General features: G+C 68.4%; 28 protein-coding genes. 13 read left to right on the top strand and 15 right to left on the bottom strand.

Annotated elements, in window-relative coordinates; genetic code table 11:
• On the bottom strand, positions 1 to 1,108 hold a 1,108-nt coding region (locus tag ABTX24_RS20285), incomplete at its 3' end, for a sugar nucleotide-binding protein (RefSeq protein ID WP_350842108.1).
• Between the two features lie 5 nt (positions 1,109 to 1,113).
• Positions 1,114 to 2,112, bottom strand: a complete 999-nt coding sequence (gene rfbB, locus ABTX24_RS20280; RefSeq protein ID WP_160026785.1) for a dTDP-glucose 4,6-dehydratase — start codon at positions 2,110 to 2,112, stop codon at positions 1,114 to 1,116.
• A 94-nt stretch (positions 2,113 to 2,206) separates the two neighbouring features.
• Between rfbB and rfbA the strand changes: the two genes are divergently transcribed.
• A complete protein-coding gene (gene rfbA, locus ABTX24_RS20275; RefSeq protein ID WP_350842106.1) occupies positions 2,207 to 3,079 on the top strand; it encodes a glucose-1-phosphate thymidylyltransferase RfbA in 873 nt (290 codons plus the stop codon).
• 6 nt (positions 3,080 to 3,085) lie between these two features.
• Here rfbA and ABTX24_RS20270 read toward each other — a convergent pair whose 3' ends face one another.
• Both ABTX24_RS20270 and ABTX24_RS20265 read right to left on the bottom strand, forming a co-directional pair.
• Positions 3,086 to 3,463 (bottom strand): phosphomannose isomerase type II C-terminal cupin domain, encoded by a 378-nt coding sequence (locus tag ABTX24_RS20270; protein ID WP_350842104.1) that lies wholly within the window; start codon positions 3,461 to 3,463, stop codon positions 3,086 to 3,088.
• Between the two features lie 140 nt (positions 3,464 to 3,603).
• Positions 3,604 to 4,770: a nucleotide sugar dehydrogenase gene (locus ABTX24_RS20265; protein WP_350842102.1), complete on the bottom strand. Its 1,167-nt coding sequence runs from the start codon at positions 4,768 to 4,770 to the stop codon at positions 3,604 to 3,606.
• A gap of 89 nt (positions 4,771 to 4,859) precedes the next feature.
• Here ABTX24_RS20265 and ABTX24_RS20260 point away from each other — a divergent pair, with 89 nt between their 5' ends.
• The 5 genes from ABTX24_RS20260 to cysC all read left to right on the top strand — a co-directional run bounded on the left by ABTX24_RS20260 (position 4,860) and on the right by cysC (position 9,609).
• Positions 4,860 to 5,147, top strand: coding sequence for a helix-turn-helix transcriptional regulator (locus ABTX24_RS20260; protein ID WP_350842100.1), 288 nt, complete (start codon positions 4,860 to 4,862; stop codon positions 5,145 to 5,147).
• The gene (locus ABTX24_RS20255) at positions 5,147 to 5,998 is read left to right on the top strand and encodes a HipA N-terminal domain-containing protein (RefSeq protein WP_350842098.1); all 852 of its coding nucleotides are present in this window, start codon (positions 5,147 to 5,149) and stop codon (positions 5,996 to 5,998) included. Before ABTX24_RS20260 ends, ABTX24_RS20255 begins: the two co-directional genes overlap by 1 nt.
• A 168-nt stretch (positions 5,999 to 6,166) precedes the next feature.
• Entirely contained in the window at positions 6,167 to 7,081 is a 915-nt protein-coding gene (cysD, locus tag ABTX24_RS20250) for a sulfate adenylyltransferase subunit CysD (RefSeq protein ID WP_160026779.1), read from the top strand.
• The gene (locus ABTX24_RS20245) at positions 7,081 to 8,331 is read left to right on the top strand and encodes a sulfate adenylyltransferase subunit 1 (RefSeq protein ID WP_201451214.1); all 1,251 of its coding nucleotides are present in this window, start codon (positions 7,081 to 7,083) and stop codon (positions 8,329 to 8,331) included. The genes cysD and ABTX24_RS20245 overlap by 1 nt, the downstream gene beginning before the upstream one ends.
• A gap of 90 nt (positions 8,332 to 8,421) precedes the next feature.
• Positions 8,422 to 9,609 (top strand): adenylyl-sulfate kinase, encoded by a 1,188-nt coding sequence (cysC, locus tag ABTX24_RS20240; protein WP_350842096.1) that lies wholly within the window; start codon positions 8,422 to 8,424, stop codon positions 9,607 to 9,609.
• Between the two features lie 13 nt (positions 9,610 to 9,622).
• On the opposite strand, the gene ABTX24_RS20235 is transcribed toward cysC, so the two are convergent.
• Entirely contained in the window at positions 9,623 to 10,774 is a 1,152-nt protein-coding gene (locus ABTX24_RS20235; RefSeq protein WP_350842094.1) for an FAD-dependent oxidoreductase, read from the bottom strand.
• 113 nt (positions 10,775 to 10,887) lie between these two features.
• Between ABTX24_RS20235 and ABTX24_RS20230 the strand changes: the two genes are divergently transcribed.
• The gene (locus ABTX24_RS20230) at positions 10,888 to 11,487 is read left to right on the top strand and encodes a TetR/AcrR family transcriptional regulator (RefSeq protein ID WP_350842092.1); all 600 of its coding nucleotides are present in this window, start codon (positions 10,888 to 10,890) and stop codon (positions 11,485 to 11,487) included.
• A gap of 94 nt (positions 11,488 to 11,581) precedes the next feature.
• Here the strand turns inward: ABTX24_RS20230 and ABTX24_RS20225 are convergent, their stop codons facing one another.
• Genes ABTX24_RS20225 through ABTX24_RS20215 form a run of 3 tightly spaced genes read right to left on the bottom strand, consistent with a single transcriptional unit; the run spans position 11,582 to position 13,267 of the window.
• Positions 11,582 to 12,406 (bottom strand): beta-keto acid cleavage family enzyme, encoded by an 825-nt coding sequence (locus ABTX24_RS20225; protein ID WP_350842090.1) that lies wholly within the window; start codon positions 12,404 to 12,406, stop codon positions 11,582 to 11,584.
• Positions 12,388 to 12,972: a hypothetical protein gene (locus tag ABTX24_RS20220; RefSeq protein WP_350842088.1), complete on the bottom strand. Its 585-nt coding sequence runs from the start codon at positions 12,970 to 12,972 to the stop codon at positions 12,388 to 12,390. Before ABTX24_RS20220 ends, ABTX24_RS20225 begins: the two co-directional genes overlap by 19 nt.
• On the bottom strand, positions 12,956 to 13,267 hold the full coding sequence (locus tag ABTX24_RS20215; RefSeq protein WP_350842086.1) for a hypothetical protein: 312 nt from the start codon (positions 13,265 to 13,267) through the stop codon (positions 12,956 to 12,958). Before ABTX24_RS20215 ends, ABTX24_RS20220 begins: the two co-directional genes overlap by 17 nt.
• 159 nt (positions 13,268 to 13,426) lie before the next feature.
• Here ABTX24_RS20215 and ABTX24_RS20210 point away from each other — a divergent pair, with 159 nt between their 5' ends.
• On the top strand, positions 13,427 to 13,945 hold the full coding sequence (locus ABTX24_RS20210) for an RNA polymerase sigma factor (protein WP_350842084.1): 519 nt from the start codon (positions 13,427 to 13,429) through the stop codon (positions 13,943 to 13,945).
• Between the two features lie 80 nt (positions 13,946 to 14,025).
• A complete protein-coding gene (locus ABTX24_RS20205; protein ID WP_350842082.1) occupies positions 14,026 to 14,565 on the top strand; it encodes a hypothetical protein in 540 nt (179 codons plus the stop codon).
• 79 nt (positions 14,566 to 14,644) lie between these two features.
• Here the strand turns inward: ABTX24_RS20205 and ABTX24_RS20200 are convergent, their stop codons facing one another.
• The 5 genes from ABTX24_RS20200 to ABTX24_RS20180 form a co-directional block, all read right to left on the bottom strand.
• The gene (locus ABTX24_RS20200) at positions 14,645 to 14,944 is read right to left on the bottom strand and encodes a DUF1416 domain-containing protein (protein WP_160026772.1); all 300 of its coding nucleotides are present in this window, start codon (positions 14,942 to 14,944) and stop codon (positions 14,645 to 14,647) included.
• Complete coding sequence (locus ABTX24_RS20195; protein WP_160026771.1) at positions 14,944 to 15,792, bottom strand: sulfurtransferase; 849 nt, start codon at positions 15,790 to 15,792, stop codon at positions 14,944 to 14,946. Before ABTX24_RS20195 ends, ABTX24_RS20200 begins: the two co-directional genes overlap by 1 nt.
• Positions 15,793 to 15,826: 34 nt before the next feature.
• Complete coding sequence (locus ABTX24_RS20190; protein WP_160026770.1) at positions 15,827 to 16,273, bottom strand: DUF4395 domain-containing protein; 447 nt, start codon at positions 16,271 to 16,273, stop codon at positions 15,827 to 15,829.
• A 241-nt stretch (positions 16,274 to 16,514) separates the two neighbouring features.
• Entirely contained in the window at positions 16,515 to 16,976 is a 462-nt protein-coding gene (locus ABTX24_RS20185) for a thioredoxin family protein (protein ID WP_201451213.1), read from the bottom strand.
• Between the two features lie 29 nt (positions 16,977 to 17,005).
• Positions 17,006 to 17,296 carry a MerR family transcriptional regulator gene (locus ABTX24_RS20180; protein WP_160026768.1) on the bottom strand — a complete coding sequence of 97 codons (291 nt, stop codon included), beginning with the start codon at positions 17,294 to 17,296 and terminating at the stop codon, positions 17,006 to 17,008.
• A 93-nt stretch (positions 17,297 to 17,389) separates the two neighbouring features.
• On the opposite strand from ABTX24_RS20180, the gene ABTX24_RS20175 reads away from it, so the two are divergent.
• A complete protein-coding gene (locus tag ABTX24_RS20175; RefSeq protein ID WP_350842079.1) occupies positions 17,390 to 17,824 on the top strand; it encodes an Hsp20/alpha crystallin family protein in 435 nt (144 codons plus the stop codon).
• A 72-nt stretch (positions 17,825 to 17,896) separates the two neighbouring features.
• On the opposite strand, the gene ABTX24_RS20170 is transcribed toward ABTX24_RS20175, so the two are convergent.
• Positions 17,897 to 18,166 carry a MoaD/ThiS family protein gene (locus ABTX24_RS20170; RefSeq protein ID WP_160026766.1) on the bottom strand — a complete coding sequence of 90 codons (270 nt, stop codon included), beginning with the start codon at positions 18,164 to 18,166 and terminating at the stop codon, positions 17,897 to 17,899.
• Positions 18,167 to 18,288: 122 nt separating this feature from the next.
• On the opposite strand from ABTX24_RS20170, the gene ABTX24_RS20165 reads away from it, so the two are divergent.
• From ABTX24_RS20165 to ABTX24_RS20155, 3 genes are read left to right on the top strand one after another with little or no spacing between them, the layout of a single operon-like run.
• Complete coding sequence (locus tag ABTX24_RS20165; protein ID WP_160026765.1) at positions 18,289 to 19,035, top strand: response regulator transcription factor; 747 nt, start codon at positions 18,289 to 18,291, stop codon at positions 19,033 to 19,035.
• 9 nt (positions 19,036 to 19,044) lie between these two features.
• Positions 19,045 to 19,863 (top strand): mycothiol synthase, encoded by an 819-nt coding sequence (gene mshD, locus ABTX24_RS20160; RefSeq protein WP_160026764.1) that lies wholly within the window; start codon positions 19,045 to 19,047, stop codon positions 19,861 to 19,863.
• Positions 19,864 to 19,874: 11 nt separating this feature from the next.
• On the top strand, positions 19,875 to 20,843 hold the full coding sequence (locus ABTX24_RS20155; RefSeq protein ID WP_160026763.1) for an ADP-ribosylglycohydrolase family protein: 969 nt from the start codon (positions 19,875 to 19,877) through the stop codon (positions 20,841 to 20,843).
• On the opposite strand, the gene ABTX24_RS20150 is transcribed toward ABTX24_RS20155, so the two are convergent.
• A complete protein-coding gene (locus tag ABTX24_RS20150; RefSeq protein ID WP_160026762.1) occupies positions 20,768 to 21,193 on the bottom strand; it encodes a hypothetical protein in 426 nt (141 codons plus the stop codon). The two genes, ABTX24_RS20155 and ABTX24_RS20150, sit on opposite strands and share 76 nt — an antisense overlap.
• Between the last annotated feature and the right edge of the window lie 203 nt (positions 21,194 to 21,396).

The following is a 21,396-nucleotide window of genomic DNA, read 5'->3' as shown; positions in this document are numbered from 1 at the left end:
CGGTGGCCGCGGCGAGGGTGTCGGTGAAGGTGAGCCGGCCGATCTGGTCGTCGACCACGGTGGGCGATACGCCCTTCTCGGCGAGAGCCGCCATGGTGCGTACGAAGTTCTTGCCGTCGCCGACGACCCAGGAGGTGCGCAGGATGTAGTGACGAGCGGTGCCGGCGACCGCGATGTCGCCGGCGGCCTTGGACTGGGCGTAGACGCCGAGGGGCGAGACCGGCTCGTCCTCGGTGTGCTCGGTGGCGGTGCCGTCGAAGACGTACTCGGTGGAGTAGTGCACCAGGGTCAGCCGGTGCTCGGTGGCGACCCGGGCGAGCAGCGCGGGAGCCGTCGCGTTGGCGGCCCAGGCGGTACGCCGGCCGTCGGCCGTCTCGGCGACGTCGACGGCCGTGTAGGCGGCGGCGTTGAGGACGAGCTGGTAGTCGGGCCACGGCCAGGCCGCGACCGCCTTCTCGTCGGAGATGTCGAGCTCGTCGAGGTCGACCGCGTCCGCATCCGGGAAGACCGACACGAGGGCCCGGCCGAGCTGGCCGTTGGCGCCGATGATCAGGGTCTTCTTCGGCTTCATCGGGGTGATCTCGGCCAAGCGCGGGTTGGCGAGATCCTTCTCGGAGATCTCGGCCGACTCCAACGGGATCGGCCACGGGATCGCGGCGGTCTCGTCGGCGAGGTTGAGCGCCGGGTAGGCGAACCCGGGACGCCAGTGGTCGTTGACCAGGTAGGAGTAGACGGTGCGGTCCTCCAGCGCCTGGTAGGAGTTGCCGACCCCACGCGGCACGAAGACCCCGGTCTCCGGGCCGATCTCGATCGAGAAGGTCGCTCCGAAGGACGTCCCCTCACGCATGTCGACCCACGCCGCGAACACCCGCCCGCACGCGACGGAGACGAACTTGTCCCACGGCTCGGTGTGGATCCCTCGGGTCGCTCCGCGAGCGGCGTTGAAGGACATGTTGTTCTGCACCGGCCCGAAGTCGGGGAGCCCCAGCTCGACCATCTTCTGGCGCTGCCAGTTCTCCTTGAACCAGCCGCGGGCGTCACCGTGCACGGGCAGATGGACCACCAGGAGACCCGGGATCGGGGTCTCCTCGACACGAAGCTCAGCCACCGAGATCACTGCCCCTTCGCGGCGTACTTGGCTTCGGTCTCGTGCTTGAGCGGCGACCACCAGGCCTCGTTCTCCTGGTACCAGGCGATCGTCGCGGCCAGGCCCTTGTCGAAGTCCTGGTACTTCGGCTCCCAGCCGAGCTCGCTGCGCAGCTTGCCGGACTCGATCGCGTAGCGACGGTCGTGGCCGGCGCGGTCGGTGACCCACTCGATGTCGTCCTCGGGACGCCCGAAGTGACGCAGGATCGCGCGGACGACGTCGACGTTGGACTTCTCGCCGTCCGCACCGATCAGGTACGTCTCCCCGATCCGGCCCTTCTCCAGGATCGTCCAGACCGCCGAGGAGTGATCGTCGGTGTGGATCCAGTCGCGCACGTTGAGCCCGTCGCCGTAGACGCGCGGCCGGCGCCCCTCGATCACCTCGGTGATCTGACGCGGGATGAACTTCTCGACGTGCTGCCAGGGGCCGTAGTTGTTGGAGCAGTTGGAGATCGTCGCGCGTACGCCGAAGGAGCGCACCCAGGCGCGGACGAGGTGGTCGGAGCCGGCCTTGGAGGCCGAGTAGGGCGAGGACGGCTGGTAGGGCGTGTCCTCGGTGAACCGCTTCGGGTCATCGAGGTCCAGGTCGCCGTAGACCTCGTCGGTGGAGACGTGGTGGAAACGTACGTCGTGACGCCGGACCGCCTCGAGGAGCACGAAGGTGCCGACGATGTTGGTCTGGACGAACGGAGCCGGGTCGGAGAGCGAGTTGTCGTTGTGCGACTCGGCCGCGTAGTGCACCACGGCATCCGACTCCGCCACCAGCGGCTCGACGACCGCGGCCTCCGCGATGTCGCCGACCACGAGCTTCACCCGATCCTCCGGGAGCCCCGCCAGCGATGCCTCCGAGGAGGCATAGGTCAGCTTGTCGAGCACCGTCACGTACGCATCGGTGTTGGCCACGAGGTGGTGCACGAAGTTGGAGCCGATGAACCCGGCCCCGCCTGTCACAAGAATCCGTCTCACCGGTTCATCGTAGGCAGAATTAACCACCCGGTGGTCGCCTCGCCCCGGTGGGTTCCCTAGAACGTGGGGTGAACATCCGTAGGATCAACTGACCATGAAGGGGATCATCCTTGCCGGAGGCACCGGCTCACGTCTGCACCCGATCACACTCGCGATCAGCAAGCAGTTGATGCCGATCTACGACAAGCCGATGATCTACTACCCGCTGACCACGCTGATGCTGGCCGGGATCCGGGACATCCTGGTGATCACGACGCCCCACGAGGCCTCCGGGTTCCACCGGCTCCTGGGTGACGGCAGCCATCTCGGCGTCAACATCAGCTACGCCGAGCAGCCCTCCCCCGACGGCCTCGCCCAGGCGTTCACGATCGGCGCCGACGTCGGCTTCCTCGACGAGTCCGAGGACGGTGTCGGTCTCGTCCTGGGCGACAACATCTTCTACGGCCCCGGCCTCGGCACCCAGCTGGCCCGCTTCAAGACGATCACGGGCGGCGCCGTCTTCGGCTACCGCGTCGCCGACCCGCGCGCCTACGGCGTCGTCGAGTTCGACGAGAACCGCAAGGCCATCTCCTTGGAGGAGAAGCCCGAGAAGCCGAAGAGCCCGTACGCCGTCCCCGGTCTCTACTTCTACGACAGCTCGGTCATCGGGCACGCCCGCAACCTGAAGCCGTCCGCGCGCGGCGAGCTCGAGATCACCGACCTCAACCGGATCTACCTCGAGGCCGGCACGCTCTCTGTCGAGGTGCTGCCGCGCGGCACCGCGTGGCTCGACACCGGCACCCTCGAGGACCTCAACGAGGCCGCCAACTTCATCCGCGCCATCGAGCACCGCCAGGGCACCAAGATCGGCGCCCCCGAGGAGGTCGCCTGGCGCCAGGGCTGGCTCTCCGACGAGGAGCTCTCCCGGCTCGCCCAGCCGCTGCTGAAGAGCGGCTACGGGAAGTACCTGCTCGGCCTGCTGGCCTGAGCGGAATCAGGCCTCCGCGGCCACCTTCTGCTCGGCCTCTGCGCGGCCGAAGTCGTCCTCGAGGCGGACAATGTCGTCCTCGCCGGTGTAGCCACCGCGCTGGACCTCGATGATCGAGAGCGGCTCGTCGGTCTCGTTGCAGATCCGGTGGGCCTGGCCGACGGCGACGTCGACGGACTCACCGGGGCCGGCGATGGTGGTCACGCCGTCGATGATGCAGGTCGCCTTGCCGTAAATGACCACCCAGTGCTCGGAGCGGTGCGTGTGGGTCTGGTAGGAGAGGCGGCTGTTGGGCAGCACCTCGATCCGCTTGACCTTGTAGCCCGGACCGATGTCGATGACGTGCCACGAACCCCAGGGGCGGGTCTCGGAGTCACCAGCCATGATGTTGCCTCATTCCTAGAACTGAACAGAAGACGCGACCATAACTGTACGCATCCGCGCACGGTTCATTGCGAACCGATGTTCACCGGTCCGTTACCCGCAGGTCGCCCACGGGAGCAGAACTCTTCCGCCGGAGGGCCTCAGTCGCGCCCGTAGATGTCGCGCGTGTAGACCTTGTCGGCGACATCGGCGAGCACGTCGGTGCGCCGGTTGGCGATGATCACGTCGGCCCGCTGCTTGAACTCGTCGAGGTCCTTGATGATCTCGGAGTGGAAGAACTCCGGCTCGTCGAGCTCGGGCTCGTAGATGACCACCTCGACGCCCTTGGCCTTGATCCGCTTCATCACTCCCTGGATCGAGGACTCGCGGAAGTTGTCCGAGCCGGACTTCATGATCAGCCGGTAGACCCCGACCACCTTCGGCTCGCGCCGCAGGACGTCGGTGGCGACGAAGTCCTTGCGCGTGGTGTTGGCCTCGACGATCGCCGAGATGAGGTTCTGCGGGACGTCTTGGTAGTTGGCCTGCAGCTGCTTGGTGTCCTTGGGCAGGCAGTAGCCGCCGTAGCCGAAGCTCGGGTTGTTGTAGTGCGAGCCGATCCGGGGGTCCAGGCCGACGCCTTCGATGATCTGGGTCGTGTTGAGCCCGTGGGTGGCGGCGTAGGTGTCCAGCTCGTTGAAGTAGGCGACCCGCAGCGCCAGGTAGGTGTTGGCGAACAGCTTGATCGCCTCGGCCTCGGTGGCGCCGGTCATCAGCACCGGTACGTCGGGCTCGAGCGAGCCCTCGAGCAGCAGCTCGGCGAAGCCCTTCGCCGCCGGGGAGTCGTCGCCGACGACGATGCGGGAGGGGTGCAGGTTGTCGTGGAGCGCCTTGCCCTCGCGAAGGAACTCGGGGCTGAAGAAGAGCGTCACCTCGGGGTGCTGCTCGCGCTTGGCCGCGATGTAGCCGACCGGGATGGTCGACTTCACCACGATCGCCGCCTCCGGCGCGTAGGTCACGGCGTCGGCGATCACGCTGTCGACGGTGGAGGTGTCGAAGTAGTTCGAGGCCTCGTCGTAGTTCGTCGGGGTGGCGACGATGACGTACGCGGCGTCCGCGTAGGCGTCCTCCTTGTCGAGGGTCGCGCGCAGGCCGAGCTCCTTGGTGGCCAGGAAGCTGGTGATCTCGGCGTCCTCGATCGGGGTCCTGGCCGCGTTGACCAGGTCGACCCGCTCCTGGGAGATGTCCAGGACGACGACGTCGTGCTTCTGGGCGAGCAGGACGGCGAGCGACATCCCGACGTAGCCCACGCCGACAACGGTGATCTTCATGTTCGGCACTGTAAGCAGCGGTTCGAGACCGGTCACAGCGCATAACGCAGCGATGTTCCCGTACGGGAACATCACGTAGAGTGTTCATCGTGCCGTCGCCGTACCTGACCTCACCGGCCGCCTTCGGGTCAGCCGTGCGCTCCGCCCGGCGCCGCGCCGGACTCACCCAGAGCGACTTAGCGCACCGGGCCGGCGTGGGCCGGCGGTTCGTGGTCGACGTCGAGTCCGGTCACCCGCGCGCCGAGCTCGGCAAGGCGCTCGCGCTGCTGGACGTCCTCGACGTCTACCTGGCGCCCACGCAGCTCTCCCCGATCGCCCCGCCCCTGGAGGACGTCGACCTCGACGCCGTCCTGGCCCGCTGTCTGACCGGCCCCTGATGCGAGAGCTGTACGCCTTCGCCGGCCGCCGCCGGATGGGCACCTTCCGCCAGGTCGGCGACCGGATCGACTTCACCTACGCCGAGACCGCCGGCCCGACGCCCATCTCGCTCTCCCTCCCCCGCACCGGCCCCGCCCTGAACCCGGGAGCCGCCCGCGCCTGGCTGGACAACCTGCTCCCCGCCCGCGAGGACGTACGCCGCAGATGGGCGCGCGAGCGGGGGCTGCCCGACACCGACCCGATGACGCTGCTCGCCTCCTACGGCGACGACCTCCCCGGCGCGGTCTCGCTCTCGGCCGACCCCGACCTGCCCTGGCGCCGGGCACCGCACCCCGTCGAGGCGCCGCTGCCCGAGATCACGACCCGGCTCGCGGCGCTGCGCAACCAGCCCACCTCGTGGCTCGACCAGCGGGCCCGGCCGCGTTTCTCCCTCGGGGGCCACCACGGGAAGTTCGCGCTGCGCCGGGCCTCGGGGAAGTGGTTCTGGCCGACGTACGAGTATCCGTCGACGCACATCCTGCGGCCGACGACACCCGAGGAGGCCTCCGCGAGGATCGCCGACCTGGGCCGGGCGCGCTCCGCCGGGATCCCCGCCACCCGCACCGAGCTGGCCACCTTCGGCGCGCAGGCGGCGCTCGTCACGGAGCGCTGGGACCGGCTCGGCGGGCGGCGCATCCACGCCGAGACGATCCGGCAGGCGCTGGGCCTTCGGCCGGGCGAGGACGTCGACCCCGGCGGCGTACGCGACCTGTTCCAGCGGTTCGATCTCGCGCCGTCTCCGGCGGACGACGTCGACAAGATCGCCTTCCTGCTGGCCGGGGACCGGGTCGCCGTGGCGCCGCGGCGCTGACCACGTCGCGCCGGCCATCTCACCGTGCGAGTGGCGCTTCCGGACATGGCCCGTCGCCTGCGTACACTCGGATTCCTGCCCACGCGGGGATGGGACATTTCGCCGTGCCGTGGAAGCCGCCACTAGCATGGGCGCCTCAACCTGACGGAGAGGTCCTCTGGTTCCGTAATGACTGCAACACACGCCGACTACCGGCTCAGCCAGCTCGACCAGCTGGAAGCCGAGTCGATCCACATCTTCCGCGAGGCCGCGGCCGAGTTCGAGAAGCCTGTCCTGATGTTCTCGGGGGGCAAGGACAGCATCGTGATGCTGCGACTTGCGGAGAAGGCTTTCTTCCCCGCCAAGATCCCCTTCCCCGTTCTCCAGATCGACAACGGCCTCGACTTCCCCGAGGTCGCCGAGACCCGTGACCGCTGGGTCAGCCGTCTGGGCGTACGCCTGGTGATCGCGAGCATCGATGACGCCATCGCGCGCGGCATCGTCGTCGACGACGGCAAGACCTCGCGCAACCGGCTCCAGACGCCCACCCTGCTGAACGCGATCGAGGAGAACGGCTTCACCGCCGCCTTCGGTGGCGGTCGCCGCGACGAGGAGAAGGCCCGCGCCAAGGAGCGCGTCTACTCCCACCGCGACGAGTTCGGCCAGTGGGACCCCAAGATGCAGCGCCCCGAGCTCTGGTCGCTCTACAACGGCCGCCTCCACGAGGGCGAGCACATGCGGGTCTTCCCGATCTCCAACTGGACCGAGCTGGACATCTGGGACTACATCGGCCGCGAGGGCATCGAGATCCCGAAGGTCTACTTCGCCCACCAGCGTCGCGTGTTCGAGCGCGACGGCATGCTGCTGACCGAGACCCCGCTCAACCCGCTGCGCGAGGGCGAGGTCGTCACCGAGCGTACGGTCCGCTACCGCACCTGCGGCGACATGACCCTGACCGGCTGCGTCGAGTCGACCGCATCCACGATCCCCGAGATCATCGAGGAGGTCGCCGCCGCCCGGGTCACCGAGCGAGGCGCGACCCGCGGTGACGACCGGTTCTCCGAGGCTGCCATGGAGGACCGCAAGAAGGAAGGTTACTTCTGATGGCCATGGACCTTCTGCGGTTCGCCACCGCCGGTTCGGTCGACGACGGCAAGTCCACCCTCATCGGGCGGCTGCTGTTCGACTCGAAGTCGATCTTCACCGACCAGCTCGAGTCGGTCGAGAAGACCTCGCAGGACAAGGGCCACGGCTACGTCGACCTGTCGTTGCTGACGGACGGACTGCGGTCCGAGCGTGAGCAGGGCATCACCATCGATGTCGCCTACCGCTACTTCGCGACGCCCAACCGCAAGTTCATCATCGCCGACACCCCGGGCCACGTGCAGTACACGCGCAACATGGTCACCGGCGCCTCCACCGCCGACCTCGGCCTGGTGCTCGTCGACGCTCGTCACGGCCTGACCGAGCAGTCGCGCCGTCACGCGGTGCTGCTCTCGCTGCTGCGCGTGCCCCACCTGGTCCTGTGCATCAACAAGATGGACCTCGTGGACTACTCCCAGGAGGTCTACAACAAGATCTCGGCCGAGTTCACCGCGTTCGCGACCAAGCTGAACATCCCGGACCTCGAGGTCATCCCGATCTCGGCGCTCCAGGGCGACAACGTGGTGACCCGATCCACCAACATGGACTGGTACTCCGGCCCGACGCTGATCCACCACCTCGAGCACGTCCACGTCGCCTCCGACCGCGACCTGGTCGACGTGCGCCTTCCGGTGCAGTACGTCATCCGGCCGAAGTCCGACGACCACCACGACTACCGCGGCTACGCGGGCCAGGTCGCCGGTGGCGTACTCAAGCCGGGCGACGAGGTCATGGTGCTCCCCTCCGGGATGACCAGCAAGATCGCCGGGATCGACCTGTTCGACAAGGAGATCCCCGAGGCGTTCCCGCCGATGTCGGTGACCGTCCGCCTCGAGGACGACGTCGACGTGAGCCGCGGCGACATGATCTCGCGGGTCAAGAACGCCCCCGAGCCGAGCCAGGACATCGACGCCATGATCTGCTGGATGACCAACGCTCCGCTGCGTCCGCGGCAGAAGCTGGCCATCAAGCACACCTCCAACTCGGCGCGAGCGCTGGTCAAGGACATCCAGTACCGCCTGGACGTCAACAGCCTCCACCGCGACCTGGAGACCAAGGAGCTCGGCCTCAACGAGATCGGCCGCGTCCAGCTGCGCACCACCAAGCCGCTGCTGTGCGACCCCTATTCGAAGAACCGCACCACCGGCTCCTTCATCCTCATCGACGAGGCGACCGGCGTCACCGTCGGCGCGGGCATGATCAACGACTGATCAGTCGAGCCATTCAGGACTGGGCGGCGCATTCCGGCAACGGGATGCGCCGCCCGTTCTCCATCTCATACGACCTCAACAGGTGATCTTGTGCCTCAGCAGTTCTCTCCCACCCCGCGCGAGCTCGACGACATCGAGCTGATCGTCTCCGGCGCCCTTCCGGGTCCGCTGAACGTCCCCGGGTCGGCGTTGACGCTGGCCCTCCCCGCGTCCGTTGCCGAGAGCGCGGCCGCGGACGGCGCGGTGGAGATCGTCGACCCCGAGGGACTGCCGATCGCGTCGGTCATCTGGCCCGCCGGCGAGGTCACCGGCCTCTCCACTCCCGCCTACGGCCCGTTCCGTCGGCTCTACCTCACCCCGTCACAGACCCGCGAGGCGTACGCCGGGCGGACGGTCGTGCCGGTCACCGACGCGCTCACCACCGCTGAGATCGCCGAGATCGCGACCCTGGGGCCGGTGCTGCTGCTCGCTCTCGTCGGGCACGGCACCCCGTCGCTCTCCCCCGTCGCACTGCTGCGGGCCTCGTTGCTGGCCGCGGACGCACTGCCCGACGCGGCCGTGGTCGCGGTGCCGCTGGCTTCCCACAACGACCCCGAGGCCGACCACGCGCTCGGCGTGGCGGTCGTCGCGGCGTACGCAGGGGGCGACCCGGTCCACGCGCTGGCCGCGCCCACCGCGGAGGACTACCCCGACGAGATCGCCGCGGTCATCGACCGCGACCAGCCCGCTCCCGAGGAGCAGGGCCTGGTCATCTTCTTCACCGGCCTGTCCGGCTCCGGCAAGTCCACCCTCGCCCGCGCCCTGATGGACCGAATCCTGGAGCAGGGTGCGCGTACGGTCACCTCGCTCGACGGCGATGTCGTGCGCCGCAACCTGTCGGCCGGGCTGACCTTCTCCAAGGAGGACCGGGAGACCAACATCCGCCGGATCGGCTGGGTCGCAGCCGAGATCTCGCGCCACGGCGGCCTCGCCGTCTGCTCCCCCATCGCGCCCTTCGACTCGACTCGCCAGGACGTACGCGGCTACGTCGACGGCGCCGGCGGCGCCTTCTTCCTGGTCCACGTGGCCACGCCGCTGGAGGAGTGCGAGCGGCGCGACCGCAAGGGCCTCTACGCGAAGGCCCGGGCCGGCGAGATCCCCGAGTTCACCGGGATCTCCTCACCCTACGAGGAGCCGGCCGACGCCGACGTACGCGTCGACACCACCGGCCGCTCCATCGACGAGGCCCTCGATGATGTGATCGAGGGCCTGCGTTCGGCGGGCTACCTGTCGCTGTGACCAGGCCGCGCGCTCAGCGGTCGCGGTAGACCAGACCGGACAGGCGCCAGGCCAGCATCCGGCGGAAGCGCGGGAGCCGCGCGAGCGTCGACAGCACCAGGTTCCGTACGCTCCGCCGGACCCCCTGCGCGATGCCGAACCGGGTCAGGCGGTCGGAGAGCTCGATGACCTCCTCGGCGACCGGCCGGCGCCGAGCAGCGTAGGTGTCGAGCGCGGCTTCGTCGCCGTGGGCGATGGTCGCGACGAGGGCGTCGCCGAGCACGACCGCGTCCTGGATACCGGTGTTCATGCCCTGGCCGCCGGCGGGGCTGTGGACGTGGGCGGCGTCGCCGGCGATCAGCACCCGGCCCGCACGGTAGGCGTCGGCCACGCGGTGGTGGACCCGGAAGCGCGAACCCCAGATCACCTCGGTGACCTTGACCGGGCTCTTGATGCTGCCTCGCTGGTCGAGGAGGGCCTGGACGTAGTCGACGTCGGGGTTCTCCGGTGCCTCGGGAACCGGGGCGACGAACCGGAACGAGCCGTCGGGCAGCGGCGCTGAGACCAGGGTGCCCTCGGGCGAGAAGTAGAGGATGACCTCGTCGTGCGGCAGGTCGCCCTCGATGCGTACGTCGGCGAGGCTGAACGACTCGGCGTACTTCCCGCCCGGGAAGCCGATCCCGGCCTTGTCGCGCACGATGGAGTGCATGCCGTCGGCGCCGACGAGGTAGCGCGCCCGGATCTCGGTGCCGTCCTCGGTGGTGGCGGTGACGCCGTCGTCGTCCTGGACGAGGTCGACGAGGGCGAGCGGCCGGCGTACGTGACCGCCGAGCTCGGTGAGGCGATCGAGGAGGACCCGTTCGGTGACCGCCTGGGAGACCATCAGGGCATAGGGGAAGTCGCTGGGGAGGTCGTCGAAGCGGATCGGCACCAGGACCTTGTCGCGGTCACGGATGGTGAAGCGCGGCGCCTCGATGCCTTCCTTGACCAGGCGCGCGGAGACGCCGAGATCGGCGAGGACCTCCAGGGTGCGGGCGTGGACAACCGCGGCCCGGGAGGTGTTGTCCCCGGAGGCCTGGTTGTCGATGACGGTGACGTCGATGCCGGCCGCGGCCAGCTTGGCCGCCACCGCCAGCCCGGTGGGGCCGGCGCCGACGACGAGCACATCAGTGGTGATGGTGGACATGATGCTCTCCTTGCTCCGGTTGGGTTGGTCAACGCGTGTTGGCCAACTGATGTTGACCAAGCTAGCGCGCTGCCGCCATTGACGTCAACGCCTGTTGGCCTACAATTGTTGGCATGACCGAGACCCGCCGATCCGGAGCCGAGACCCGCGAGCGCATCCTCGCCGTCGCGCGCGAGCACTTCGCGCAGCAGGGATACGACCGCACCACCATCCGCTCGATCGCCTCAGCGGCGCAGATCGACCCGTCGATGGTGATGCGCTACTTCGGCAACAAGGAGGAGCTCTTCAAGGTCGCCGCCTCGATCGACCTGGCCCTCCCCGACCTCTCCGCGACTCCGGAGGGCGAGGTCGGCCGCGTGATGACCGCCCATTTCGTACGCACCTGGGACTCCGAGGGCACCCTGATGGCCCTGCTCCGCCGAGCAGCCTCGGACCCTCAGGCCGCGGAGCAGATGCGGAGCATCTTCGCCACCCAGGTCGCCGCCGCCGTCGCTCCCCTGTGCCCCGACCCGGCCCAGGCCGCCCGCCGGGCGGCCCTCGTCGCCACCCAGCTCCTCGGCATCGCGCTGGGCCGCTACGTACTCCACCTCCCGCCCATCGTCGAGATGGACCCCGAGGAGATCGTCGCCTGGGTAGGCCCGACGATCGACCGCTACCTCACCGCCGACTCGGCGCAACCTGACCAAGAATCAGGTCGAGTCGGCTCGTCCTGACAGAAGATCTTGCCGAGTCGGCTCGTCATGACGAGCCGACTCGACGCGGATCTCGGTCAGAACGAGCCGACTCGGCGCGATCTGCGGGCCGTGCCTATCGTTTGAGGCCGAGGAGGGCCCAGGCTTCATCGGTGCTCATCGGCGTACGTTGCGCGACCGCGGCCGCCTCGAACGCCCGCTCCACGAGCTGGCGGTTGGCGTCGACCGGGACACCCTTGGCGAGGGTGAGTACGTCCTCCATCCCGACCCGCAGGTGCCCACCCATGGCGAGCGAGGTGAGCATGACCGGGAGGGTCGAGCGGCCGATGCCGGTGGCCGACCACGAGGTCACCTCCTCCGGCAGCGCGGCGACGCCGGCGACCAGCGCGGCCGAGGTGCCGGGCATGCCACCGGGCACGCCCATGACGAAGTCGACGTGGACCTTGCCGCCGGCGGGCAGCCCGTACTTCCCCAGCAGCCGCTGCAGCGCGGCGACGTGGCCCAGGTCGAAGAGCTCGAACTCCGGCACCACGCCGCGCTCCTGGGTGAGCTGGTAGAGCTCGGTGATGAACGGCCACGGGTTGGAGAAGACGTCGTCGCCGAAGTTCGTCGTGCCCATCGTCAGCGAGCACGAGTCCGGCCCGGCGTCGAGCACCTTCAGCCGCTTGTCCAGCGGGTCATGGACCGAGCCGCCGGTGGAGAGCTGCACGATCAGCTCGGTCTTCTCGTGGAGCGCATCGACCGTCTCGGTGAGCCGTCCCAGGTCGAGCGTCGGCGCATGGTCGTCGTCGCGGATGTGGACGTGGATCATCCGCGCCCCCGCCTCTTCGCACTCGACGGCTGTCGCCACCAGCTCCTCGAGCGTCGTCGGCAGCTGCGGGCAGTCTTCCTTCGCGGTTTCCGCCCCGGTCGGCGCCACGGTCACAAGCAGTCCTGACATGAGGACAACCTATCGTCATATGGCGCTTTGACCGCAAGATCTCCTTCATCGAGAGTTCGGGCCAGCCAGGGGCGCGACCACTCGCGGAAGGCGGCGACGAGTGCCAGTCCGCAGGCGGCGTAGAGGACCACGCCAGTGACCAGCGTCGGAACCGGCGGATTGTCCGTCGCTCCTCCCGAGAGAAGTAAGAGAAGGATCGGGGCAACCGACCCAGACACCCCGACCATCGCCAGCAACATCTGGATCCATGCCCTGCGGGAGCGCCCGACGATGACTCCGGCAACTACGCATGGGAGGAAGAGGAATCCCAGACTGTTGAAGAGCAGCAGCCCTGGCACCGGCGCGAGCCGCCACCAGCGCGTACGGCCCGAGAGGCGAGCGCCTCGGACCGCTCCCAGACCGAGGAACCCGAGCAGGGCCAGAGCGACGATCAGGCCCGTTCCCTCGAGGGTGAACGAGGGGTCGTCGGTGAAGCAGGCCATGAAGAGGCGGGCGAGGACTGCCCAGCCGACACCGAGACCGACATAGAGGAGTACCGAGCGGCCGAGGTCAGTGCGCCTGGACACCTGGAGTCCTACCGCTGTGTCCGACGGCGTTGCGGATGAAGTCGCCGACCCGCCTCACCAGGACGAAGACGCTGTCGGTGTGCTGACGCGTGGGCTTCGGAAGCCACTCCACGGCCTGCCCCGCGTTCTGTTCGCAGAGAGTCGCCTGATGTGCGATCTGCTCGGCGAGCCTCGCCTGTCGGCGAGCCTGCCTAGCGATCTGGACGCGGTGCCGAGCCTGGCGGGCGACGATCTCGCGGTCACGGTGCTCCGCCGCTAGATCCTGGGCGATGCTGGGGTCGTACATGTAAGACATTGGTCCCCTCCTCAGACCGAGACGAATTCGTAGAATCGCTTCGAAGACGTCTGTGCCGGGCCCGGAGGGTGACCGGTCGAAGGAGTTTCTTTTCCTGCTCGGGGGCTGTCACCCCCGTTCCCGTCTCACTCGTCAACGAGAGTGATGGGGACGAGTGCCATGGACGTAGATGCCGTCGCCGGCGAGGACGCCGACAACGGGTTTCTCGGGGCGCTTTTCACGAGCGAGGGAGCGGCTCTGGTGCACATGGCACGGTGGTACGTCGACGACAAGACCGCGGCGGAGGACCTCGTCCAGGAGGCTTTCATCCGGCTGGCCAGGCACGTCCACCGGCTACGGGACCCGAGCAAGGCGACGGCGTACCTACGGCGGACCGTCATCAACCTGGCGCGCGACCACAACCGCCGCGGGTTCGTGTCATTTCGCCACCGACCGCCCGCCGAACCCGACGAGCCATCGACCGAGGAACTGGCGGGCGACCGTGCGGATCGGGCCGAGGTGATCGCCGCGCTGCGCGAGCTGCCCATGCGACAGCGCGAGTGCCTCACCCTGCACTACTACTACGACCTCGGTATCGCCGCGACCGCTTCCACGCTCGGCTTGTCGGAGAACTCCGTGAAGACGCACTTGAGACGTGGCCGGAAGACCTTGGCCAGAGTCCTGGAGGATGCCCGATGACTCGGCTCGACGACCTTCTGCGCGACGCGATGGGCGACCCGGGACGCCCACCGGAGCCCTCGAACGATCTCTTCGCCCGGGTGGTCGGCGGCATCGCCGACGACCGGGAGCGACGGCGTCGACGTCGTCGCATCGCCACACTCGTCGCACTCGTGACCGCGGCGGTCGCCGCCGTGGCCGTCCTCAACAAGATCCGTCAACTGAACGGGGAGGCAACCATGCCCTGGTGGACTCTCGAAATCGCGACCACCGTGCTGCTCATCGGCCTCGCACTATGGCTCGGCCCACTGATCAAACGGTTCGGCCGTGCGTACGCTGCCGACGTCTTCCACGACAATCCGCGAACCGGCAAGAGCTACATCGTGCTGACCGACATCGTCTACTACCTGATCTTCACCGCGTACATCCTCGCCACGATACGTTTCGAGCGGTCGTCGTACTGGTCCGACACGTCGGACGGGATCACCGCCGACCAGCTCAGCGATACGCTCTTGCGCATCGCGGGGATCCTGTTCATCATCGGCTTCCTGCACGCGGTGAACATCGTTCTCATGCCCGTGCTCGGGCGGCTGTTCTCGCTGAATCGACGGCTTCCGCCCGGGACCTCGCACCCGAGCTGAGCTCCGGGTCGGCCCGAGAGATGCCACTGGCCCGCCCTGCGCGAAACAGGACGGGCCAGCGATGCTTGATTCCTCGGCGTCAGCCGATCGGGATCGTCACCTCAGCGACGTTGCCGACAGCGGCGTGGACCTTCTTGTCCACGGGCTCCGCCTTCGGCGCGAGCGTACGCAGCGTCCACTCGCCGTTGCCGGCGAAGAACCGGAAGTGGCCGGTGGCCGAGGTGGGCACCTCGGCGGTGAACTCGCCGGTGCGGTCGAGCAGCCGGACGTACGCACCGTGGACCGGCTCGCCGTCACGGGTCACCTGACCCTGGATGACGGCCTCCTTGGCGACATCGACGCCGGCGAGCGAGAGCCCGCCCTCAGTCGCGCCGCACATCAGGCGACACCCGGCTCGTCGCCGGTCACGACCGGGACGCCGACGAGGGAGCCGTACTCGGTCCACGAGCCGTCGTAGTTCTTCACGTTCTCCTGGCCGAGGAGCTCCTTGAGCACGAACCAGGTGTGCGAGGAGCGCTCGCCGATGCGGCAGTAGGCGATGGTGTCCTTGCTCCAGTCGACGCCGGCCTCGGTGTAGATCTCCTTGAGCTCCTCGTCGGAGCGGAAGGTGCCGTCGTCGTTGGCCGCCTTGGACCACGGGACGTTGGCCGCGGTCGGGATGTGACCGGCGCGCTGGGCCTGCTCCTGCGGGAGGTGGGCCGGGGCGAGGAGGCGGCCGGCGAACTCGTCAGGCGAGCGCACGTCGACCAGGTTCTTGACGCCGATGGCCTCGACGGTCTCGTCGCGGAAGGCGCGGATCGAGAGGTCCTGGTCCTTGGCGGTGTAGCTGGCCGGCTCACGGGTGACGGTCTCGTCGGTGAGCTCGCGGGAGTCGAGCTCCCACTTCTTGCGGCCACCGTCGAGGAGCTTGACGTCCTGGTGGCCGTAGAGCTTGAAGTACCAGAAGGCGTACGCGGCGAACCAGTTGTTGTTGCCGCCATAGAGCACCACGGTGTCGTCGTTGGAGACGCCACGCTCGGAGAGCAGTGCGGAGAACTGGTCCTTGTTGACGAAGTCGCGGCGCACCTGGTCCTGCAGGTCGGTCGTCCAATCGAGCTTGATCGCGCCCTTGATGTGGCCCTTGTCGTAGGCGGTGGTGTCTTCGTCGACCTCGATCAGCACCACCTTCGGGTCATCGAGGTGCTCCTCCACCCACTGGGCGGAGACGAGGGAGTTCTCGCGGGTCATTGGTTACCTTTCGTTGTGTTTCTGGCGTTCAGGGTCAGGCGAAGCGCCTGATCAGCAGGTAGAGCTCGCAGCCGAGGCAGAACCGGAAGACGGCATTGAGCACGGCCGCCACCAGCGCGAGGCCGAGGGCGACCTGTGCCACGAGCGTGGCGCCGAGGAGGTAGCCCACGAGCGCGACCACGAGGAAGGCGAGGCCTACCCCCTGGGCGAATCGGGGCGGTGCCGGGTCCTCGAGCTCGTCCGGGGCCCCGAGCCGGGGACGTACGAACTTCTTGAAGAGCCAGGCGTGAGGGGTCCGCTGAACGCCGAGACCTGCCCCGATCGCGAAGAGCACCGTCTGAACGGCGGTCACCACCAGAGCCCACGGCTGCGGAAGCAGCAGAGCCAGGAGGATGACGACAACGGTCAGCGCCGCAGTGAACTGCGGGCCGCGCGGGTCGATTCCGGTCTGTGCCGCCGTCTTGCTCGAGGTCTCGGACATAGGTGTGCTCCTGCGAGAGTGGAGGGGAGGTCGTCAGGACGAGCCTGACAGGCGAAAGCGATCCCCGGTGTCGACAGCGCGACAAATCTCAGGGAATCAGCGGCAGGAACGACACAGCGCCGAGCGCACGCGGCAGTGATCCACTGCGCGGCGCTTGGTCAGCATGGTCGAGAACATGCGATGACAGTAGCGTGATGCTCGACGGCCACGAAACGAATGTCTCGGTATATGGACGAGCGTGTCAGGATTCGAGATTCACGGCAGGAATCGCACTCAGGACCTGTTCCTTGCGCGGAGCACCGGAGGCACGTGCGATCTCGTTGCCGGAGCCGTCGATCACCAGGGTCGTCGGCGTACGCATGATGTCGAGACGGCGCACCAGGTCGAGGTGGTGCTCGGCGTCGATCTCGACGTGCACCACGCCCGGGACGATGTCGGCGACCTCGCCGAGGATCCGCCGGGTCGCCCGGCAGGGCGCGCAGAAGGCGCTGGAGAACTGCACGAGAGTCGCGCGCGCACCGAGCTCGGTCTCACCCAGTGCGTCGGTGACCGCGTCCCACGCGTGCGGCTCGGGTGCGTGATCCTCGTGAGTCACATGGAGCTCCTTCGTGCCTCGGAAGCGGCCGTCGCTGAGCATCCGGAACAGGCCGAAGGCGAGGGCGGCGGCAATCGCGACGACGGCGATCCAGGCTCCGGTGCTCATAGAACTATTGAACCGGCAATCCGCTCCACTCATTCCCTCGCCGCGCGCCGAAGCCTCTCGTTGGCCACCTCCAGGCGGCGTACGTCCTCCTCCAGGGCGAGCACGCGGGCGATGCCGGCGAGGTTGAGGCCGTCGGCGAGAAGGTCACGGATGCGAACCAGACGCTCGACGTCGGCGCGGGAGTAGAGCCGGGTGCCACCCGAGGTCCGCGCAGGGTCGACCAGCCCGCGCCGCTCGTAGACACGGAGGTTCTGGATCTGCATGTCGGCCATCTCGGCCGCCACCGAGATGGCGTAGACAGCCCTGGTTCGCTCGGTCACACATCAATTCTGACACGTGGACTTGAAATCATCTAGCGCATGGGATATATGAAAGGTATATCCGCTGATATAGATCCCGTGAGGAGGGAAACCATGCTGATCCGAAGCACCGATCCGTTCCGCGAGTTCGATCGCATCACCCAGCAGCTCCTGGGCGGCGGCACCACCAACCGACCGGCCGTGATGCCCATGGATGCCTGGCGCGAAGGCGACCGGTTCGTCATCGAGTTCGACCTTCCCGGCGTCAGCCCGGACACGATCGACCTGGATGTCGAGCGCAACGTTCTCACCGTCAAGGCCGAGCGGGTCGCCAAGAACGGCGACTGGCAGATGCTCGCCAACGAGCGCGTCCGTGGCAGCTTCAGCCGTCAGCTCGTGCTCGGCGACAACCTCGACCTCGACCACATCGAGGCTGCGTACGACGCCGGCGTGCTGCGCCTGGTCGTGCCGGTCGCCGAGAAGGCCAAGCCGCGCAAGATCCAGATTGCCACCAGCCCCAGGTCGGAGCCGGCCGCGATCGAAAGCTGAGTGAGCCTGCCCGCCCCGGCAGGCCCTTACGCAGGTGAGTCGCCGGGTGCGGGCTCCCCAGCCCTCTGCGACCTAGCCGCCGGCGAACGGCGGCAGGAACTCCACCGTCGACCCCGGTGGGACCTCGATCCCGCCGGGGTCGCCCGTACCCGCCGGGCGGTCGCCGATCAGTGCCGAGCAGACCTTCAGGACCTCCGGAAGGCGGGTGTCGGCATGCAGCTCCGCGGCGCGGCGTACGACTTCTGCCAGCGTCAACGGGCCGTCCACCTCGAACCGGTCGGACGGAGTCCCGGCCGCTGACTTGGCCGCGGCCCAGTAGCGGACCTCTATAACATTCGTCACTTTCTCGTGGACATCCTTCCTATGTCACCGCGAGGTTTCGTTAATATGGTGCAACGATCACCTCACCGAGGCTCAATGTTGCGTTTCGGTGCTCCTCTTTCTCTGACCGAGAGGCACCCCCCATGAGCTCGCTTCTGTTGTTGACCAGTTCGCTCCAGCCTTCGGCAGACGTCCTTCCCGGGCTCTCGCTCCTTGGCCACCAGGTGAAGATCCTTCCTGCTGAAGGTAGCGCGCTTCTCGAGGCGCCGGACTCCGACCTGCTGCTCGTCGACGGCCGGCAGGACCTCGCCCAGGCCCGTGACCTGTGTCGTCTGATCCGCACCACCGGCACCGACATCCCCGTTCTGCTGATCGCGACCGAGGGTGGCCTCGCCGTCGTCGCCCACGACTGGGGCATGGACGACGTCGTGCTGCACACCTGCGGTCCGGCCGAGCTCGAGGCCCGGATCAAGCTCGCCATCGGCCGCATCTCGGCGGCCCGCGAGGCCTCCGACCCCGAGGCCCACGTCATCCGCTCCGGCGAGGTCGTCGTCGACGACGCCACCTACACCGCCAAGATCGGTGGCCGCCCGCTCGACCTGACCTTCAAGGAGTTCGAGCTCCTGAAGTTCCTGGCCCAGCACCCGGGCCGCGTCTTCTCCCGCCAGCAGCTGCTGCAGGAGGTATGGGGCTACGACTACTTCGGCGGCACCCGCACCGTCGACGTCCACGTACGTCGCCTGCGCGCCAAGCTCGGCCCGGAGAACGAGACCCTCATCGGCACCGTCCGCAACGTCGGCTACCGCTTCGTGCTGCCGTCGAAGAACAACGAGGCCGCCGCCGACGGCGCCCGGCTGACCCCTTCTCCTCGCCTGGGGGCCGACGCCTAGGCTGCTCCCATGGCACTCACCGTCGATCAGGTCCTGGCCATCGCGAAGGCGACCGAGGCGTACGACGGCGTGGCGCCGCTCGACGAGGCAACCCTCCTGACGCTGCGCAACCGTCCGGAGGCCGCCACGATCTGGGGTGACGTACGCGGCTTCGGGCTGATGATCGGCACCGAGCTGTCGCTGGTGGTGCTGACCCAGCATCGCGGCGTCGGCCTGGGTCGCCAGCTGCTGCTCCGAGCGCCGTCGCTTCCCCCCGGGACGACGGCATGGTCGCACGGCGACAACCCGGCGGCTGCCCGGCTGGCCGCCACACAGGGGTGGGACCGCACCCGTGAGCTGTGGGTGATGCGGCGCCCTGTCACCGGTCTGCCGCCGGCTCCGGAGGCTCCTGACGAGATCGTCGTACGCGGCTTCGAGGCCGGCGACGAGTCCGAGCTGCTCCGGGTCAACGCTGCCGCCTTCGCACACCACCCCGAGCAGGGATCGCTGGACGAGGCCGGGCTTCGGGAGCGGATGGCGGAGTCGTGGTTCGACCCGTCGGGGCTGGTCACCGCGTGGGAGGGCGAGAAGCTCCTGGCGTTCCACTGGACCAAGCGCCACACCGAGACCGAGGGCGAGGTCTACGTGGTCGGTGTCGATCCCGCCGCCCAGGGTCGCGGCCTCGGCAAGCTGGTCACCCTCCTCGGGCTGAACCATCTGGCTGCTGTCGGCGTCGAGCGGATCCATCTCTACGTCGAGGGCGACAACACCCCGGCCGTACGCCTCTACGAAGGCCTCGGCTTCACCCGTGCCGCGGCGGACACGCACGTCCAGTACACCCGCGGCTAGTCTTCGGTCGCGTGAAGCTGACCGAAGCGCAGAGTGACCGGGCCGTCGGGGCCATCGTCGGAACCGCGGTGGCAGATGCGCTCGGGGCTCACTACGAGTTCGACCGCCCTCGGCTCGGACCGGACGAGACGGCACAGATGCTCGGCGGCGGACTCGGCCCGTTCGCGCCCGGGGAGTGGACCGACGACACGACGATGGCGTGGTGCATCCTCGAGGTCGCCGCAAGCGGTCTCGACCTGCGTACCGAGGAGGGGCTGACCGCCGTCGCCCGCAACTTCCGGACGTGGGCGGAGTCGGACCCGAAGGACATCGGCAACCAGACCGCCCGGGTGCTCGACACCGCCGGGCCCGCGCCGACCGCCGCGCAGCTGCGACACGTCTCGGAGAAGCTGCACGAGACGACCGGCCACACGGGAGGCAACGGCTCCCTGATGCGGACGGCTCCGGTCCCACTCCGCTATCTCGGCGACCGCCCGGCCGTCGCCGAGGCAGCCGCCGCGGTGAGCGCCCTGACCCACTGGGACGAGCACGCCCGGTCCGGTTGCGTCCTGTGGTCCCTGGCCATCGAGCACGCGGTGATGCACGGCGAGCTCGACGTACGTTCCGGCCTCTCCCTCCTCTCCCCCGCCGAGGCCACCTTCTGGACCGAGAAGCTCGACGAGGCCGAGACCGCACCGCCGGCGACCTTCAATCCCAACGGCTGGGTCGTCACGGCGCTGCAGGCCGCGTGGTCCTCGATCGCCCAGACTCCCGCTGCCGGTCCCGAGCACTACGTCGAGGCCCTCAACACCGCGATCCGGATCGGCAACGACACCGACACCGTCGCCGCCATCGCCGGCGGCCTCCTCGGCGCCCGCTGGGGCGCCACCGCGATCCCCGCCGAGTGGCGCGGGATCATCCACGGCTACCCCGGCATCCCCGGAGTCTTCCTGGCCACGCTCGCCCTCGACGCCGTGGCCGCCGGGCTCGCTGGCTCCTGAGCGCTCAGCCCGGCCGCGCCGAGGACCAGTAACAACGCCATCACGCTGAGAGCCCCGGTGAACAGCAGCGCCGCACCCAGCCCGGGCAGGTAGTCCAGCAGCTGCTCGGAACGAGCGACCCAGACCGCGAACAGGCCCGTGCCGACGGCGGAGATGATGCCCATGACGGTCCCGATGCCTTTGAGGAACATCAGCGGTATCCCGACAAGCACGAGACACCCGAGAAACATGGACGGAAGGTAGACGTCCACGGTCATCGCGAACCCGTGGCCAGCCTCGAGATCCAGCATCGGGTCGCTCGATGGTGTCAGGAAATACAGGCCGCGTACGAGAACGATCCACGCGATCACGAGCGGTATCCCAGCCATCACTCGGAGGCCCCATCCGGGATCTCCCGAGCGACTCGGTGCCGCGCCGGGATTCGTGGCAGCGCCGAATTCAGTCTCAGACATGGCGGGAGCATCCCAGATCGGCCTACGCCCTATCTGGGTTTCCCCGAACCCTTCACAAGTGTCGGCGAGGCGGCTGAGTCGGGCGAACGAACTTTCATTCG

It is taken from the genome of Nocardioides sp. NPDC127514 (assembly GCF_040302125.1).
GTDB lineage: Bacteria > Actinomycetota > Actinomycetes > Propionibacteriales > Nocardioidaceae > Nocardioides.
The sequence above is the reverse complement of the archived record's forward strand: the minus strand, read 5'-3'. Positions and strand labels throughout refer to the sequence as shown.